Consider the following 14,254-nt stretch of genomic DNA (forward strand, 5'->3'; position numbering starts at 1 on the left):
TTCCGGGGGGGACAATGTCGGCACTCGACTGGGACAAGCTGCGCATATTCCATGCGGTGGCCGAGGCCGGCAGTCTGACCCATGCCGGCGAGTCGCTGGGATTGAGCCAGTCGGCGGTCAGCCGCCAGATCGGCGCGCTGGAAACCCAGCTCAACGCCACGCTGTTCCATCGCCATGCCCGCGGCCTGATCCTGACCGAGCAGGGCGAATTGCTCTACCGCACCGCGCGCGACATCTTTGCCCGGCTGGCCGTCACCGAGGCGATGATCGCCGATGCCAAGGACAAGCCATCGGGCGAGCTTTGCGTCACCACTACGGTGGCCTTCGGTACCGTCTGGCTGGCGCCGCGGATCAAGGAGTTCATGGACCTCTATCCCGATATCCGCATCGAGATGGTGGTGGACGACCGCGAGCTCGACCTGTCGATGCGCGAGGCCGATGTGGCGATCCGCATGTGGAAGCCGACCCAAGCCGATCTCGTGTATCGTAAACTGATCACCGTGCATAATCACATCTACGCCGCAGTCGATTATATTGCCCGTTATGGCGCGCCGCAGACGATCGAGGACATGGACCGCCATCACCTGATCGTCTATGGCGAAGAGGCACCGGCGCATTTCAACAACATCAACTGGCTGCTGCATGCCGGTGAACCGGCGGTGCCGCGCGAGGCGATCCTGAGCGTGAACAACGTCTATGGCGTGATGCAGGCGGTGGCCAGCGGCCTGGGTATCGCCTCGCTGCCCGACTACATGATCGAGGGCAATCCGCGCATCGTGCGCATCCTGCCGAATCTCGATGGCCCCGGTTTCGATACCTATCTGGTCTATCCCGAAGAATTGCGCAACACCAAGCGGCTTGCCGTGTTCCGCGACTTCCTGTTGCGCAAAGTCGCGGACTGGCAGTTTTGACGCCACTGCTGTCCACGATGACCCCCGAGGCTGTTGCCCGCTGCAACGAATTGCTGGTCCGGGTGCGCCGGCCGCTCGACATGGCCGCCCAGTTCGTGGCTGCCGTCGCCGTTGCTGTGCTGCTGGCCGATTATCTGCCCCTGTCGCTGCGGGGCGGATATGTTGCGGTCACCGGAATCACCCTTCTGCTGCAGCTGCTGTGCCACCGCCGCTTTGTTGCCGACCGCGAGCGCCGACGCCGCGCCATGGTCTGGCTTGGCCGCTTCATAGCCGTCTATGCCCTGAACGGCCTGATTTTCGGTGCCATGCTGGCCGTGCTAGCGGCCCTGCCGCACCAGCCGGTGCCGCTGCTGGCACTGATGATCGTGGTCGGCATGGTGACCTCGGTGTCGCTGACCATCGCCGTGCATGTGGGGCTGTCGATCGTGGTGATCTTCATTGCCGTACTGCCTGGCGTGGCCCTGCTGGTCTCGACCAGCAGCCGCGAGAATATCCTGTTGGCCGGTGTCGGCCTGCTGGCTGCCGGCCTGCTGGTGACCTTTGCCTGGCGACTGTACCGCTATTATAGCCGCAGTTCCGAACTGGTGGCGCGGTTGCGCAGGATGCTGCAGGACCGCACGCGGATGAGTGCCGATGCCGAAGAGGCGCAGCGCCGCCTGCAGTCGATCCTTGATACGGCGCCGTTTCCGATCGTGGTGGCACGACGCAGCGACGGCGCCTTCCTGTACAGCAACCGGCTGGCCGGCGAATTGTTCGGTATCAGCGGCCGGGCCTTGCCAGCGGGCAAGCCGCGCTACGTGCTCGACCCGGAGCATCACGCGCGGGTTTTCGGCGCGACGCCGCCGCAGCCGGGGGTCGAGATGCAGATCGCCACGGCGGCCGGCCGCACCATCTGGGCGACCATGGCGGCGGTGCCGATGCAATATGCCGGCGACGACGCGGCGCTGGTGGTGGTCAACGACATCACCGAACGCAAGGAGTCGGAAGAAAGGCTGCGCGAGGCCGAGCAGCGCCTGAGCGACGCCCTGGCGCTGGCGCCCGACGGCGTGGCGCTCTACGACGAGAACGAGCGGCTGGTGATCTGCAACAAGTCCTATGCCGATATCACCTGCGTGCCGCTGGACCGTGCCGCCGGCGTCAGCCATGACGAGATCTGCGCCCGCGCGGTCGGCGGCCGGCCCAGTGCGGCGGCGGCGGGCGTCCACACCGATTATGACGAATGGGTGGCGACGCGGCGGCGGACTTTCAAGGCGGCGCAGGGCGAGCCGCATATCTTTTTCGACACGCGCAGCCGGCGCTGGCAGCAGATCCGCGATTTCCGGCTGTCATCGGGTGGCACCGCGTCGCTGATCACCGATATCACCGCGCTGAAGCGGCAGGAACGCGAATTGCGCGAGGCCAACGAAAATCTGGCCCATCAAGCGGAGATGCTGGCGGCCCGCACCGAGACGCTGGAGGCGGCGCGCAAGACCGCCATCAAGGCCTTGCAGGAAGCGGAATTCGCCAATCGCGCCAAGTCGCAGTTCCTGGCCCATATGAGCCATGAACTGCGCACACCGCTGAATGCCATCAACGGGTTTTCCGAGATCATGGCGCTGCAGCTGATGGGCCCGTCCGGGGTGCCGCAGTACGACCGCTATGCGCAGGATATCCTGACGGCGGGCAAGCATCTGCTGTCGGTGATCGACGATATCCTCGACCTGTCGAAGGTCGAGGCCGGCAAGATGCGCCTGATGCCGGAAGCCGTGTCATGGCAGCGGCTGGCCGACCAGTGCGTCACCCTGCTGCGGCCGCTGGCGGCCGACCGCATGGTCACTTTGACGGTCGAGCCTGCTGAAGAGGGGGCGACTTTCTATGCCGACGAGCGGCTGGCCAAGCAGATGCTGGTCAACCTGCTGTCCAACGGCGTGAAATACACGCCGTCCGGTGGCGCGGTGCAGTTCGGCATCGCGCTGGTGCCCGATGGCAGTGCAGTGGTTTCGGTGCAGGATACCGGAGTGGGGATGACCGAAGCCGATCTCGCCAAGGCGCTGGAGCCCTTTGGCCGCATCGATTCGGCCCTGGTCTCGCAGATGAACGGCACCGGTCTTGGCCTGCCACTGGTCAAGGCCCTGATCGAATTGCATGGCGGCCGGCTGGAAATTACCAGCAACCCCGGTCAGGGCACCTGCGCCCGCCTGTATTTCCCGGCCCCGCCGGCCCTGTAGTCCCTGTATAAGCTGCTGATAAGTTTTCTTTATTCTGTAACCGGATAGTTATGCATCACCCGCATGGCTGACTTGACGATTTGGTGGATACTCAAACATCCCGTCCCGCAGTACATCTGTGCTTGTCAGATGTTGCGTCGCAGCATCTTCTGGGTTTCCGGCTTCGGCCAGAAACTTCGGCCGTGGCAGCTCCCCCGCTGTCCCGGCCATCCGCGCGTCTCGCGCGGAGCCTCCCTGTTAAGACTTTAGCCGGCCTGGTTTCAGGCCGGCTTTTTTTTGTCTTCAGTGCCGGGTGTCAGGCCAGCAGGGCTGGCAGTTCGGCCATGTCGCGCAGCAGCCGGCAGCCCAGCGCCGCAAAGGCGGCGTCGTCGGCCGCATCAGCCTGCGGCCGATAGGCAAACACCGTCATCCCGGCGCGCTGGCCGGCGGTGGCGCCGGGCAGGCTGTCCTCGATCACGGCGCAGAGTTCCGGCGCATGGCCCATGGTGGCGGCGGCATGCAGGAACAGGTCTGGATGCGGCTTGCCGCGAGCGACCTGGCGGGCGCTGAACAGGTGCGGACCGAAAAAGCCGTCGATGCCGCAGAGCCGCAGGCTGAGCGCGATCTTGTCCGGCTCTGACGATGAGGCGACGCATTTCGGTTGGGCGATGCGCGGCAGGATCTCCGGCACGCCGGGGATCGGCTTCAGGTCGCTTTCCAGCCGGCGGAAAGTCTCGGCCTGCAGGCCGGCCTCGAAATCCGCCGGCAGCAGCACCCCGTAATGCCGTTCGACGAAGGCGAAGCAGCTCGGCAGGCTGAGGCCGGTCAGGTCGCGGGCCACGCGGGCTTCGTCGATGCCGGAATCGAGGCCCAGCGCGACGAGGTGTTCGTGGAAAATCCGGTTGGCGATCGGCTCGCTGTCGACCAGCGTGCCGTCCATGTCGAAGATGATCAGGTCAAAGGCCATGTCCGGTGCATAACCCGGCACCGGGCGGAAGGCCAGAGCCGGTCACCGTCTTTACATGAACAGCCGTTCCTGCTTCGGCATGTCCTTGTACAAGTCGGCGACGAATTCGCCGTAGCCGTTGTAGATCTGGGTCGGGACCCGCTTGCCGCCGGTGCCGATCAGCTCCTCGCTGGCCTGGCTCCAGCGCGGATGCGGCACCGCCGGATTGACGTTGGCCCAGAAGCCGTATTCGTCCGGACCGATGGTCTGCCAGAAATTCTTCGGCCGCTTGTCGGTGAAGGTGAACTTCACGATCGACTTGACCGACTTGAAGCCGTATTTCCACGGCGTCGCCAGCCGCAGCGGCGCGCCCATCTGCTTGGGGATCGGCTTGCCGTAGACGCCGATGGCGATGAAGGCGAGGTCGTTGTGCGCCTCGGCCATGGTCAGGCCCTCGATATAGGGCCAGGGATACCAGAACTGCCGCTGGCCGGGCGCTTCTTCCGGCTTCTGGAAGGTCTGCATCTGCAGATAGGTGGCGCCTGACGCCGGCTTGGCATAGTCGACCAGCGCCTTCAGCGGGAAGCCGGTCCACGGCACCGCCATCGACCAGGCCTCGACGCAGCGGTGGCGATAGAGTCGCTCCTCTACCGGCATCTTGCGGATCAGGTCTTCAGCGTCGACGGTCATTTCCTTCTCGACCATGCCGTCGATCTTCACCTGCCAGGGCTGGATGGTCAGCTTCTGGGCGGCATCGGAGACATACTTGCTCGAGCCGAATTCATAGAAATTGTTGTAATGGGTGGCGACCTTCTCGTCGGTGAGATCGCGCTCCAGCGTGAATTGCGGATTGCGCTTGGCCGGATAGAGGTCGGCTGCCATGTCGGCGGGTGCGGCGGCGCGGGCCCGGCCGGCGGGCAGGGCGGCGGCAAGGGCGGCACCACCAAGGCCCGCCAGTAGCGAGCGACGATTGAAAAAGGCACTTTCCGGCGTGGCCTGCGATTCGGGGATTTCCCACCCGCGGCGAATTTTGATCAGCATGCGCGACTCCTGACTCCGCAACATCGACGATGCCCCAAATATAAGGCGCCCGACCCGTCAACCCTAGAGGGTCACAGGCCGGGCGCCAATCAAGCTTCGGTGAACGGCCGGAAATCAGGCCGCCCTGATCACTTTTTCTCGAGCAGGCTGCGCAGCATCCAGGCGGTCTTCTCGTGGATCTGCATGCGCTGGGTCAGCAGGTCCGCAGTCGGCTCGTCACTGGCCTTGTCGGTGACCGGGAAGATCTCGCGGGCGGTCTTGGTCACCGCTTCGTTGCCCTTGACCAGGTTGCGGATCATGTCCTGTGCCGCCGGTACGCCGGTCTCCTCGCTGATCGAGGACAGCTTGGCATACTGCGCGTAAGAGCCGGGCGCGTAATGGCCGAGCGCGCGGATGCGTTCGGCGATCAGGTCGACGGCCAGCGCCAGTTCGGTGTACTGCAGCTCGAACATGGTGTGCAGGGTCTGGAACATCGGGCCTTCGACATTCCAGTGATAGTTATGGGTCTTGAGATAGAGGGTGTAGGTATCGGCCAGCAGGCGCGACAGGCCCTCGACGATTTTCTTGCGGTCCTTTTCGGCAATGCCGATATCGATGGCGACGGCCATGGGGACAACTCCTTTCGTTGTTCGGTAAATATTAACTTAGAACTATTCAAAAGAACTGCAAGCGGGCGCCGGGCGCCGCGGCTCGGGCGAAGCGATTGTAACCATGGGCTGTTATCGTGGCGAGTGAATGACAGGCTGGCAGGACATATCCCTCTCGTCAGCCTTACACAGCCGCTGTATGGTGTCTCCACGTTTTATCAATGCATAAATGTGAAATAAGGGAGAACCCCATGCACAGCCATCTTCGCCGCCTTGCCCGTCCCGCCATCGGCTTCGGTCTTGCCATCCTTGTCGTCCTCGGCCTTGCGGGCGGTGCCCGGGCCGCCGACACAAAGCCCGAGCATCACATGGTTATCCAGGTTGATGACAACGATCCGGCCAAGATGAACCTAGCACTCAACAATCTCGCCAATCTTTATGAGTATTACCAGCAGAAGGGCGAGACGGTGCAGGTCGAGCTGGTCGCCTACGGGCCGGGCCTGAACATCTTCCGCACCGACACCTCGCCGGTGAAGGCACGGCTCGAGACGCTGAAGATGACCTACGACAACGTCGCCTTCAGCGCCTGCGGCAACACCAAGCGGGGCATGGAGAAGGCCGAAAAGAAAGAGATCGCACTGGTGCCCGAGGCGCATGTCGTGCCGGCTGGCGTGGTGCGCATCCTTGAGCTGCAGGAACAGGGCTGGAGCTACGTGAAGCCCTGATCCTGCCCGGCACGGCGGGGCTTATTCCGCGGCGGCTTCGGTCGCCGCGGCCTCGCCGTCGATCAGTTTTTCCTTGCGGTTGAGGCCCCAGCGATAGCCGCCCAGCCCGCCGTCGCTGCGGAGCGCCCGGTGGCAGGGCACCAGCACGCCGATGATGTTGCGGCCACAGGCGCTGCCCACCGCGCGGGCGGCCGTCGGCATGCCGAGCGCGCGGGCGATCTCCTGGTAGGTGCGGGTCTCGCCGGCCGGGATCATCTGCAAAGCCGTCCAGACGCGGATCTGGAACGGCGTGCCGCGCAGGTCGAGATGCAGGCCGCGCGGCAGCGGCCGGCCCTGGAGGACGGCATCGAGGGCCGTATAGGCGGCATCGCCGGCGCCGTCGTCGCGGCGGATTTCGGCGGCCGGGAATTCGCCGCGCAACTCATCCAGCATCGCCTTCTCCCGTTCACCAAATAGCAAGGCGGCGATGCCGCGCGGGCTTTCCGCCACCAGCGTCAGGCCCATCGGGCTGCGGCGGATCGCCACCGTCAGGGTCAGGCCCTCGCCGCCGCGCCGGTAATCGGCCGGCGTCATGCCGAGCCAGCGGTCGGCCTTCTCGTAGACCCGGCTGGTGGCACCGAAACCGGCGCCATAGATCGCGTCCGACACGCCGCTGCCCTTGCGCAGTTCCTGTTTCAGGGTTTTCACGCGCTGTGCGTCGGCATAGGCGCGCGGGCTGAGCCCATAGGCAGCGGCAAAGCGCCGCTGCAGATGGGTGGCACCCATATGGGCGACGGCGGCGAGCTGGGCCAGCGTCGGCGCGGATTCGCCGGCGGCAAGCCGTTGCTCGATCAGGCTGCGGGCGCGCTCCAGCCGCGCATCGGCGGCCGGTGCGCGGTCGGGACGGCAGCGTTTGCAGGGCCGGAACCCGGCGGCTTCGGCTGCGGCCGCATCGGCGAAGATGCGGACATTCTCGCGTTTCGGCGCCCGGCTGACGCAGGAGGGTTTGCAGAAGACGCCGGTCGTTGCGACGGCATAGAAGAAGCGGCCGTCGGTCGCGGCATCGTTGCCCCGCAGGGCGGCGAATTCGGCATCGGTCGGCACGCGGCCAGATTTGGCAGGGGTCTTTGTCATGGCGCCCAGATTACGCCCGCGCCGCCAGGGCCGCTATCCGGCTTTTGCGACGTCATCGTCGGGTTCCGTTTCCCCGGATCGGGATTTTCTGCCACCATGATCCGGTCATGCGCGCGTCTGATACTCTCCCGGCCTGGGCCGGTGCCCTGCGCCTCGGCCTGCGCAGTGCCGCCGATCTGCTGCTGCCGCCGCAATGCATGCTGTGCAGCACCGAGGTCGACGCACCCGGCCGGCTCTGCGCCGCCTGCTGGCCGCGTTTGCGGTTCGTTGCCGAACCCTGCTGTCCCACCTGCGGCACACCCTATGCCATTCCGGTGCCGGCCGGCCTCGTCTGCGGCGCCTGCCTGCAGGAAGCGCCGGCCTACGGCCGGGCGCGGGCCGCCTTTGTCTATGCCGACGGTGGCCGCGACCTGGTGCTGCGTTTCAAGCGCGGCGACCGCACCGATCTGGCGCCGGGGCTCGCCCGGCTGATGCATGCGGCCGGCCGCGCATTGCTTGCCGATTGCGACCTGATCCTGCCGGTGCCGCTGCATCGCGGGCGGCTGTGGCGGCGGCGCTACAACCAGTCAGCCCTGCTGGCGACGGCACTGGGCCGGCTGGCCGGGCGGCCGGTGCGGCTCGACCTGCTGGAACGCCGGCGGGCGACACCGAGCCTCGGCCGCCACGGTCGCATCGAACGCCGCCGGATCCTGTCGGGGGCCATCGGGATATCCGCGGCGGGACGGGGAGATGTGCGGGGCCGGCGGATCCTGCTGGTCGATGACGTGCTGACCTCGGGGGCGACCGCCAGCGCCTGCTGCCGGGTGCTGCTCCGGGCCGGTGCCGCCGGGGTCGACGTGCTGACGCTGGCCCGGGTTGTTCGTGCCGAACAGGGCACCATATAATGCCGGCGAGAATGAGGGGACCGTCCACCCTTTGACCCCCGAGGCAGAGATGTCCAAGCCGAACGATATTGTGATCTACACCACCTTCATGTGTCCCTATTGCGCGCGCGCCAAGTCGCTGCTCGAGAAGAAGGGCCAGAGCTATACCGAGATCGACGTGTCCTACGACGCCGCCCAGCGCGAGGAGATGACGAAGAAGGCCGGCGGCAAGCGCACCGTGCCGCAGATCTGGATCAACGGCCAGCATGTCGGCGGCAGCGACGATCTCTACGCGCTCGACCGCGCCGGCAAGCTCGATCCGATGCTGAACGCCGTCGCCTGAGGCGGCCGCCCCCGAGGAGTTGCCCATGAGCCGCCGTGTCAAGATTGCCCTCGTGCAGTCCAATGCCTGGGACGACATGGCGGTGAATGTCGCGCAGATTTCGGCACTGGTCCGCAAGGCAAAGGCGGATGGCGCCGAATTCGTGGCGACACCGGAGAATTCCGGCTTCATGGGGCTGAATGCCGCAGCCAACATCGCCGCCGGCAAGCCGGAAGACAGCCATCCGGCGCTCAAGGCCTTCCGCGACCTGGCCCGCGAGCAGTCGGTCTGGCTGCTGGTCGGCTCGCTGGCGATCAAGCCCGAAGGCGCCAACCGCAATTTCAATCGCTCGTATCTGCTGGCACCGGACGGCAGCATCGCTGCGCATTACGACAAGATCCACCTGTTCGATGTTGACCTGCCTTCGGGCGAGACCTATCGCGAGTCCAACTCGATCGCGCCAGGCAGCGAGGGCGTGCTGGCGGCTTTACCGTTCGCCACGCTTGGCATGTCGGTCTGCTACGACCTGCGCTTTCCCGGCCTCTATCGCGGGCTGGCCCAGGCCGGTGCCGAGATCCTGTCGGTGCCGGCGGCATTCACCCGCACCACCGGCAAGGCGCACTGGCATGTGCTGTTGCGTGCCCGCGCCATCGAGACCGGCGCCTTCGTGCTGGCGCCGGCCATGTGGGGCGACCATCCGGGCAACCGGCAGACCTATGGCCATTCGCTGGTGATCGATCCCTGGGGCCGCGTGCTGGCCGATGCCGGTGATGGCGTCGGCACGGTGGTGACCGAGATCGATCTCGATGAAGTCGCCAAGGCGCGGGCGCAGATCCCGGCCTGGAACAACAATCCCGCCTATACCCTGCCGCCGGTGGCGCGCGCCGCCGAATAGGCTGTCGCTGGGTAGGACTGTGTCTCGAAGACCGGCAGGGCGGCGCCGGTCGCGGCGATGAACGGGTCCCACAGGCCCGGCGCCAGCGCCAGCACCGGTTCGGCGCGCACGAAATCCCCCAGGCCTTCATAGTCGTTGGTGATGCCGCCGGCCTCGCGCACCAGCAGCAGGCCGGCCAGCGCGTCCCACGGCTTCATCCGCGCTTCGTAGAAGCCGTCGGTGGCGCCTTCGGCGGCCAGCGCCAGCAGCAGCAGCCCGCTGCCGAGCCGGCGATACTGGCAGCGCGTGTTGAGCAGGGTTTCCAGCATGGCGGTATGCGGCCCGGCGGCCTCATCATGGCCCATGCCGATGCCGAGGCAGGCGCTGTCGAGCCGGCTGGTGCTGCTGACCGTGATCGGCTGGCCATTGCAGAAGGCGCCATGGCCGCGGCGCGCGGTATACAGCTTGTCGGCGACGGGTTCGTAGATCAGGCCGAGTTCCAGCCGGTCATGCACCACCAACGCGATGGCGACGCACCACCAGGACAGGCCGCGCACGAAATTGGCGGTGCCGTCGATCGGATCGATCACCCACAGCGCATCGGTGTCGCCGCCGCGCCGACCGCGTTCCTCGCCGAGGATGCCGTCATGGGGAAAGGCGGCCAGCAGCCGCGAGGCGATCAGGTCTTCGGTCTCGGCATCGGCCTGGCTGACGAAATCCTGCACGCCTTTCAGCTTGATGGTCAGGTCGCCACGGTTGTCGTAGAAGCCGCGCGCCAGTTTGCCTGCTTCGCGGATCACCTGTTCGGCCTGCTGCAGCCGCTGTTCCATGTCGATCATGGCGTCGCCTGCTCCTGCTGAGGATTTCGGATCAGGCATGGATGCTAGTCCGGTTGCCGGCGCATTTCCAGTTGCGCGGCCGTGACCTCGCCGGTATTCGTCGACCATGCGGCGCGCGACAGGTCGAAGCGGCGCACGCGGCGTTGCCACAGTTCGGCATCGCCCGCATCGGCGAAGCCGAGCTTGTCGAGCACGCGACGCGAGGCGGTATTCTGCGGATCGGTGACGGCGATCAGCCGCGTCAGGGTCGTCTGCCGGAAGGCGAAATCAACCGTGGCGCGGCCGGCCTCGGTGGCCAGGCCGCGTCCCCATACGGTCTTGGCGAAAAGATACAGCAGTTCGGTATCCTCCGCTTCCGGAATCCAGCGCAGGCCGCATTGCCCGAGCAGCCGGCCGCTGCCGCGATCCTGCACCGCCCAGACGCCATGGCCGCGCCGGGCCCAGTGATCGTTGAAATTATGGATGTTGCTCTTGGCGCGTTCCTGCGCCGCCGCCGGCGCCAGCCCGCGGCCCTGCAGCATGTAGCGCATCACCACGTCATCGGCATACAGCCGCGCCAGCGCATCGCGGTCGGCGGCGGCGAACGGGCGCAACAGCAGGCGGTCGGTCTCGACGCGGACGGGAGAGTTCACCGGATCACCGTTTGCGCGCGCAGATGCGCTGGCGCATCGCCGGGTTCGGCGTCTCCTGCCAGCCCTGCTCAAAAGCGAGGATGTCGCAGGCGCCTTTCAGCCGCTCGAACAATTCGTCGGGGGCCAGCAGGTAATCGGGATTGGTCGGCCGACCGACCCGCTCATGGCCCTGCATGAAGGTCTCGTAGAGCAGCAGGCCGGTCGGTGCCAGCGCGGCGACCAGCTGCGGGAATAGCGGCCGCCACAGGTAGTTGACCACGACGATGACGTCGAACTGCCGGCCGCCCTTGTCTTCTTGGGACGCAAAGGGCCAGGGCGCGTGTTCGAGGTCGGCTGGCTTCAGTTCGGCCTGCGGCTGGCCTGCCAGATCGGCGACGCCGGTCATGTCGATGTCGAGGAAGCAGACCGGATGGCCGCGCCCGAGGAACAGCCGGCCATGGCGACCGCCGCCGCAGGCAAGGTCGAGCACATGGCCACCCGGTGCGGCCAGCGGCGCGAACCGCGCCACCCAGGGCGCCGGACTAGCTGCCGGATCGTTTGCCATGCCCACCCCCGGTCCGCCCCGGCCACTTGCTGCGGCGCCACGGGAGCGCCATATATAGGCTATCGTTCTGTAACATTTCAGGCTTCAGCGACTCACACCCCACGCCGCCATGATCAAGTACGAACTCAAATGCCGCAAGGACCATGTCTTCGAAGGCTGGTTCCAGGACAGCGCCACCTACGACAGCCAGGCGGCGGCTGGCAAGATCGCGTGCCCGGTGTGCAATTCGCGGAAAATCTCCAAGGCGCCGATGGCGCCCAGCATCGGCCGCTCGAAATCGGCGCAGGCCGCCGACGAGGTGAAGCAGAAGGCTGTCATGATGAAGGCGCTGCGCGAGCTGCGTGATCATGTCGAGAAGAGCGCCGATTACGTTGGCGACAAATTCGCCGAAGAGGCGCGCAAGATCCATTACGGCGAAGCCGACGAACGCAACATCTACGGCGAGACCAGCAAGGACGAGGCCGAGGCGCTGGCCGAGGAAGGCATCGACGTTGCCATGATCCCCTGGGTGCCGCGCGGGGATGCGTAAGGGCCTGCGCCCTACTTCACTGCCACCATCAGGTAGTTCACGTCGGTATCGCGGCTGAGGCGCCAGCGGTCGTTGAGCGGGTCGTAAGTCACGCCCTGCACGTCGCTGAGCGTCAATCCGGCATGGCGCAGGCCGGCGGCGAGCTCATGCGGCTTGACAAACTTCTTCCAGTCGTGCGTGCCGCGCGGCAGCCAGCCGAGGATGTATTCGGCGCCGACGATGGCCAGCGCATAGGCCTTCACGGTGCGGTTGAGCGTCGCCGCGATCAGCAGGCCGCCGGGCTTCACCATCGCCCCGCAGGCGGCGAGGAAACCTTCCAGGTCGGCGACATGCTCGACCACTTCCAGGCTCAGGACGACATCGAATTGCTCACCGGCCGCCGCCAGGTCCTCGGCGCTGGTGCAGCGGTAGTCGACCGCCACGCCGCTCTCGGCGGCATGCAGGGAGGCGACGCCGATATTCCGCTCGCCGGCATCGGCGCCGGTCACCGTGGCGCCCAGCCGGGCCATCGGTTCCGAGATCAGCCCGCCGCCGCAGCCGATATCCAGCAGCCGCAGGCCGGCCAGCGGCTGCGCGCCCTGCGGGTCGCGGCCGAAATGGCCGCAGATGCGGTCGCGCAGGAAGGCCAGCCGCACCGGATTGAACCGGTGCAATGGCCGGAACTTGCCGTGCGGGTTCCACCATTCTGCCGCCATGGCAGAAAACCGTTCAATTTCAATGGGATCTATGCTGGCGGCGGGTGTGGTCACGGGGGGCCTGTCGGCTGTCATTTTTCCGCCGGCTCGGCTTGCGCCGCACGGCTGCGCAAGAGTATTAAGGACGCGCCTTTCAGGGGGCAAGTTCCACTATCGGTTTTGGGGCCAAGTTTCTGGCCCGACAGCAAAAAAACGTAACGTTAAGCAACGGGATCGAGCGACATGGCGCGCCTGGTCATGAAATTCGGCGGCACTTCGGTCGGCTCGGTCGACCGGATCAGGAATGTCGCCCAGAAGGTGAAGCGCGAGGTCGAGGCCGGCAACCAGGTTGCCGTGGTCGTCTCGGCGATGTCGGGCGAGACCAACCGCCTCGTCGACCTGTGCAAGCAGGTCGATCCCGTGCACGACCAGCGCGAATACGACGCCGTGGTCGCCTCGGGCGAGCAGGTCACCACCGGCCTGCTGGCGATCGCCCTGCAGGCGGCGGGCCTCAAGGCGCGCTCGTGGCAGGGCTGGCAGGTGCCGATCCGCACCAACGAGATGCATGGCCGCGCCCGTATCGAGGAGATCGATGGCTCGGCGATGCTCGCCGACATGGCGGCCGGCACCGTGCCGGTGGTCGCCGGCTTCCAGGGCGTCGGGCCGAACAGCCGCATCGCCACTCTGGGCCGCGGCGGCTCGGATACCTCGGCGGTGGCGCTGGCGGCGGCTTTGCAGGCCGACCGCTGCGATATCTACACAGATGTCGATGGGGTTTATACGGCGGATCCGCGCATCGTGAAAAAGGCGCGCAAGCTGGATAAGATCACCTACGAAGAGATGCTGGAACTGGCCTCGCTGGGGGCCAAGGTCCTGCAGACCCGCTCGGTCGAGATGGCCATGAACCACCGGGTCCGCACACAGGTTCTGTCGAGCTTCGCCGATACGCCCGGCACGCTCGTTGTCGATGAGGATGAGATCGTGGAAAAGCAGATCGTTTCCGGCGTCACCTATTCGGCCGACGAGGCCAAGATCACCCTGATCGGCGTTGCCGATCGGCCGGGCATTGCCGCGGGCATCTTCGGTCCGCTGTCGGATGCCGGCATCAATGTCGATATGATCGTCCAGAATATCTCCGAGGACGGCAAGAAGACCGACATGACCTTCACCATGGGGCGCAGCGACCTCGACCGCGCGGTGCAGATCCTCGAGAAGCAGGAAAAAAGCCTCGGCTGGATGAAGCTGGTGCCCGACCGCAACGTCATCAAGGTGTCGGTCGTCGGTGTCGGCATGCGCAGCCATGCCGGCGTCGCCCATATCATGTTCCAGGCGCTGGCCGACAAGGGTATCAATATCCAGGCGATCACCACCTCCGAGATCAAGGTGAGCGTGCTGATCAGTGCCGACTATACCGAATTGGCGGTGCGCGCCCTGCACACCGCCTTCGGGCTCGACGCCGAATGACCCC

General features: G+C 66.0%; 16 protein-coding genes. 8 read left to right on the forward strand and 8 right to left on the reverse strand.

Annotated features, from left to right (window positions below; translation table 11 throughout):
* Window positions 1–14: 14 nt before the first annotated feature.
* Both ACFOOQ_RS12510 and ACFOOQ_RS12515 read left to right on the forward strand, forming a co-directional pair.
* The gene (locus ACFOOQ_RS12510) at window positions 15–911 is read left to right on the forward strand and encodes a LysR family transcriptional regulator (protein WP_379726857.1); all 897 of its coding nucleotides are present in this window, start codon (window positions 15–17) and stop codon (window positions 909–911) included.
* 17 nt (window positions 912–928) lie between these two features.
* Complete coding sequence (locus ACFOOQ_RS12515) at window positions 929–3,118, forward strand: ATP-binding protein (RefSeq protein ID WP_379726860.1); 2,190 nt, start codon at window positions 929–931, stop codon at window positions 3,116–3,118.
* A 295-nt stretch (window positions 3,119–3,413) separates the two neighbouring features.
* Here the strand turns inward: ACFOOQ_RS12515 and ACFOOQ_RS12520 are convergent, their stop codons facing one another.
* The 3 genes from ACFOOQ_RS12520 to ACFOOQ_RS12530 form a co-directional block, all read right to left on the reverse strand.
* Window positions 3,414–4,064: an HAD family hydrolase gene (locus ACFOOQ_RS12520; RefSeq protein WP_379726863.1), complete on the reverse strand. Its 651-nt coding sequence runs from the start codon at window positions 4,062–4,064 to the stop codon at window positions 3,414–3,416.
* Window positions 4,065–4,115: 51 nt separating this feature from the next.
* The gene (msrP, locus tag ACFOOQ_RS12525) at window positions 4,116–5,084 is read right to left on the reverse strand and encodes a protein-methionine-sulfoxide reductase catalytic subunit MsrP (protein ID WP_379726866.1); all 969 of its coding nucleotides are present in this window, start codon (window positions 5,082–5,084) and stop codon (window positions 4,116–4,118) included.
* A 128-nt stretch (window positions 5,085–5,212) separates the two neighbouring features.
* A complete protein-coding gene (locus ACFOOQ_RS12530) occupies window positions 5,213–5,692 on the reverse strand; it encodes a Dps family protein (protein ID WP_379726869.1) in 480 nt (159 codons plus the stop codon).
* A 230-nt stretch (window positions 5,693–5,922) separates the two neighbouring features.
* Here ACFOOQ_RS12530 and ACFOOQ_RS12535 point away from each other — a divergent pair, with 230 nt between their 5' ends.
* Window positions 5,923–6,396, forward strand: coding sequence for a DsrE family protein (locus ACFOOQ_RS12535; RefSeq protein WP_379726872.1), 474 nt, complete (start codon window positions 5,923–5,925; stop codon window positions 6,394–6,396).
* A gap of 21 nt (window positions 6,397–6,417) precedes the next feature.
* Here ACFOOQ_RS12535 and ada read toward each other — a convergent pair whose 3' ends face one another.
* Complete coding sequence (gene ada, locus ACFOOQ_RS12540; RefSeq protein ID WP_379726875.1) at window positions 6,418–7,509, reverse strand: bifunctional DNA-binding transcriptional regulator/O6-methylguanine-DNA methyltransferase Ada; 1,092 nt, start codon at window positions 7,507–7,509, stop codon at window positions 6,418–6,420.
* A gap of 107 nt (window positions 7,510–7,616) precedes the next feature.
* Between ada and ACFOOQ_RS12545 the strand changes: the two genes are divergently transcribed.
* Genes ACFOOQ_RS12545 through ACFOOQ_RS12555 form a run of 3 tightly spaced genes read left to right on the forward strand, consistent with a single transcriptional unit; the run spans window position 7,617 to window position 9,589 of the window.
* Window positions 7,617–8,393: a double zinc ribbon domain-containing protein gene (locus tag ACFOOQ_RS12545; protein ID WP_379726878.1), complete on the forward strand. Its 777-nt coding sequence runs from the start codon at window positions 7,617–7,619 to the stop codon at window positions 8,391–8,393.
* Between the two features lie 49 nt (window positions 8,394–8,442).
* Window positions 8,443–8,715 (forward strand): glutaredoxin 3, encoded by a 273-nt coding sequence (grxC, locus tag ACFOOQ_RS12550; RefSeq protein ID WP_379726881.1) that lies wholly within the window; start codon window positions 8,443–8,445, stop codon window positions 8,713–8,715.
* A gap of 25 nt (window positions 8,716–8,740) precedes the next feature.
* Window positions 8,741–9,589 carry a carbon-nitrogen hydrolase family protein gene (locus tag ACFOOQ_RS12555; protein ID WP_379726884.1) on the forward strand — a complete coding sequence of 283 codons (849 nt, stop codon included), beginning with the start codon at window positions 8,741–8,743 and terminating at the stop codon, window positions 9,587–9,589.
* Here ACFOOQ_RS12555 and ACFOOQ_RS12560 read toward each other — a convergent pair.
* Genes ACFOOQ_RS12560 through ACFOOQ_RS12570 form a run of 3 tightly spaced genes read right to left on the reverse strand, consistent with a single transcriptional unit; the run spans window position 9,553 to window position 11,583 of the window.
* On the reverse strand, window positions 9,553–10,407 hold the full coding sequence (locus tag ACFOOQ_RS12560) for an inositol monophosphatase family protein (protein ID WP_379726887.1): 855 nt from the start codon (window positions 10,405–10,407) through the stop codon (window positions 9,553–9,555). The genes ACFOOQ_RS12555 and ACFOOQ_RS12560 overlap by 37 nt on opposite strands.
* Before the next feature lie 44 nt (window positions 10,408–10,451).
* Window positions 10,452–11,039 carry a GNAT family N-acetyltransferase gene (locus ACFOOQ_RS12565; protein ID WP_379726890.1) on the reverse strand — a complete coding sequence of 196 codons (588 nt, stop codon included), beginning with the start codon at window positions 11,037–11,039 and terminating at the stop codon, window positions 10,452–10,454.
* A gap of 4 nt (window positions 11,040–11,043) precedes the next feature.
* Window positions 11,044–11,583, reverse strand: a complete 540-nt coding sequence (locus ACFOOQ_RS12570; protein WP_379726893.1) for a class I SAM-dependent methyltransferase — start codon at window positions 11,581–11,583, stop codon at window positions 11,044–11,046.
* Between the two features lie 109 nt (window positions 11,584–11,692).
* Between ACFOOQ_RS12570 and ACFOOQ_RS12575 the strand changes: the two genes are divergently transcribed.
* Window positions 11,693–12,112 (forward strand): DUF1178 family protein, encoded by a 420-nt coding sequence (locus tag ACFOOQ_RS12575; protein ID WP_379726896.1) that lies wholly within the window; start codon window positions 11,693–11,695, stop codon window positions 12,110–12,112.
* A gap of 11 nt (window positions 12,113–12,123) precedes the next feature.
* On the opposite strand, the gene ubiG is transcribed toward ACFOOQ_RS12575, so the two are convergent.
* Window positions 12,124–12,882: a bifunctional 2-polyprenyl-6-hydroxyphenol methylase/3-demethylubiquinol 3-O-methyltransferase UbiG gene (gene ubiG, locus ACFOOQ_RS12580; RefSeq protein WP_379726899.1), complete on the reverse strand. Its 759-nt coding sequence runs from the start codon at window positions 12,880–12,882 to the stop codon at window positions 12,124–12,126.
* A gap of 147 nt (window positions 12,883–13,029) precedes the next feature.
* Here ubiG and ACFOOQ_RS12585 point away from each other — a divergent pair, with 147 nt between their 5' ends.
* Window positions 13,030–14,250 carry an aspartate kinase gene (locus ACFOOQ_RS12585; protein ID WP_379726902.1) on the forward strand — a complete coding sequence of 407 codons (1,221 nt, stop codon included), beginning with the start codon at window positions 13,030–13,032 and terminating at the stop codon, window positions 14,248–14,250.
* The last annotated feature ends 4 nt before the right edge of the window (window positions 14,251–14,254 follow it).

The sequence above is a fragment of the Ferrovibrio xuzhouensis genome (assembly GCF_042648965.1).
In the GTDB taxonomy this organism is placed as follows: domain Bacteria; phylum Pseudomonadota; class Alphaproteobacteria; order Ferrovibrionales; family Ferrovibrionaceae; genus Ferrovibrio; species Ferrovibrio xuzhouensis.

What these genes read in the sequence shown, in the direction of transcription:
- ACFOOQ_RS12585 (WP_379726902.1), top strand. Translation starts at nt 13,030, where the DNA reads ATGGCGCGCCTGGTCATGAAATTCGGCGGCACTTCGGTCGGCTCGGTC.
- grxC (WP_379726881.1), top strand. Translation starts at nt 8,443, where the DNA reads ATGTCCAAGCCGAACGATATTGTGATCTACACCACCTTCATGTGTCCC.
- ubiG (WP_379726899.1), bottom strand. Translation starts at nt 12,882, where the DNA reads ATGACAGCCGACAGGCCCCCCGTGACCACACCCGCCGCCAGCATAGAT.
- ACFOOQ_RS12570 (WP_379726893.1), bottom strand. Translation starts at nt 11,583, where the DNA reads ATGGCAAACGATCCGGCAGCTAGTCCGGCGCCCTGGGTGGCGCGGTTC.
- ACFOOQ_RS12530 (WP_379726869.1), bottom strand. Translation starts at nt 5,692, where the DNA reads ATGGCCGTCGCCATCGATATCGGCATTGCCGAAAAGGACCGCAAGAAA.
- ACFOOQ_RS12510 (WP_379726857.1), top strand. Translation starts at nt 15, where the DNA reads ATGTCGGCACTCGACTGGGACAAGCTGCGCATATTCCATGCGGTGGCC.
- ACFOOQ_RS12555 (WP_379726884.1), top strand. Translation starts at nt 8,741, where the DNA reads ATGAGCCGCCGTGTCAAGATTGCCCTCGTGCAGTCCAATGCCTGGGAC.
- ACFOOQ_RS12520 (WP_379726863.1), bottom strand. Translation starts at nt 4,064, where the DNA reads ATGGCCTTTGACCTGATCATCTTCGACATGGACGGCACGCTGGTCGAC.
- ACFOOQ_RS12560 (WP_379726887.1), bottom strand. Translation starts at nt 10,407, where the DNA reads ATGATCGACATGGAACAGCGGCTGCAGCAGGCCGAACAGGTGATCCGC.
- ACFOOQ_RS12545 (WP_379726878.1), top strand. Translation starts at nt 7,617, where the DNA reads ATGCGCGCGTCTGATACTCTCCCGGCCTGGGCCGGTGCCCTGCGCCTC.
- ada (WP_379726875.1), bottom strand. Translation starts at nt 7,509, where the DNA reads ATGACAAAGACCCCTGCCAAATCTGGCCGCGTGCCGACCGATGCCGAA.
- msrP (WP_379726866.1), bottom strand. Translation starts at nt 5,084, where the DNA reads ATGCTGATCAAAATTCGCCGCGGGTGGGAAATCCCCGAATCGCAGGCC.
- ACFOOQ_RS12535 (WP_379726872.1), top strand. Translation starts at nt 5,923, where the DNA reads ATGCACAGCCATCTTCGCCGCCTTGCCCGTCCCGCCATCGGCTTCGGT.
- ACFOOQ_RS12575 (WP_379726896.1), top strand. Translation starts at nt 11,693, where the DNA reads ATGATCAAGTACGAACTCAAATGCCGCAAGGACCATGTCTTCGAAGGC.
- ACFOOQ_RS12515 (WP_379726860.1), top strand. Translation starts at nt 929, where the DNA reads ATGACCCCCGAGGCTGTTGCCCGCTGCAACGAATTGCTGGTCCGGGTG.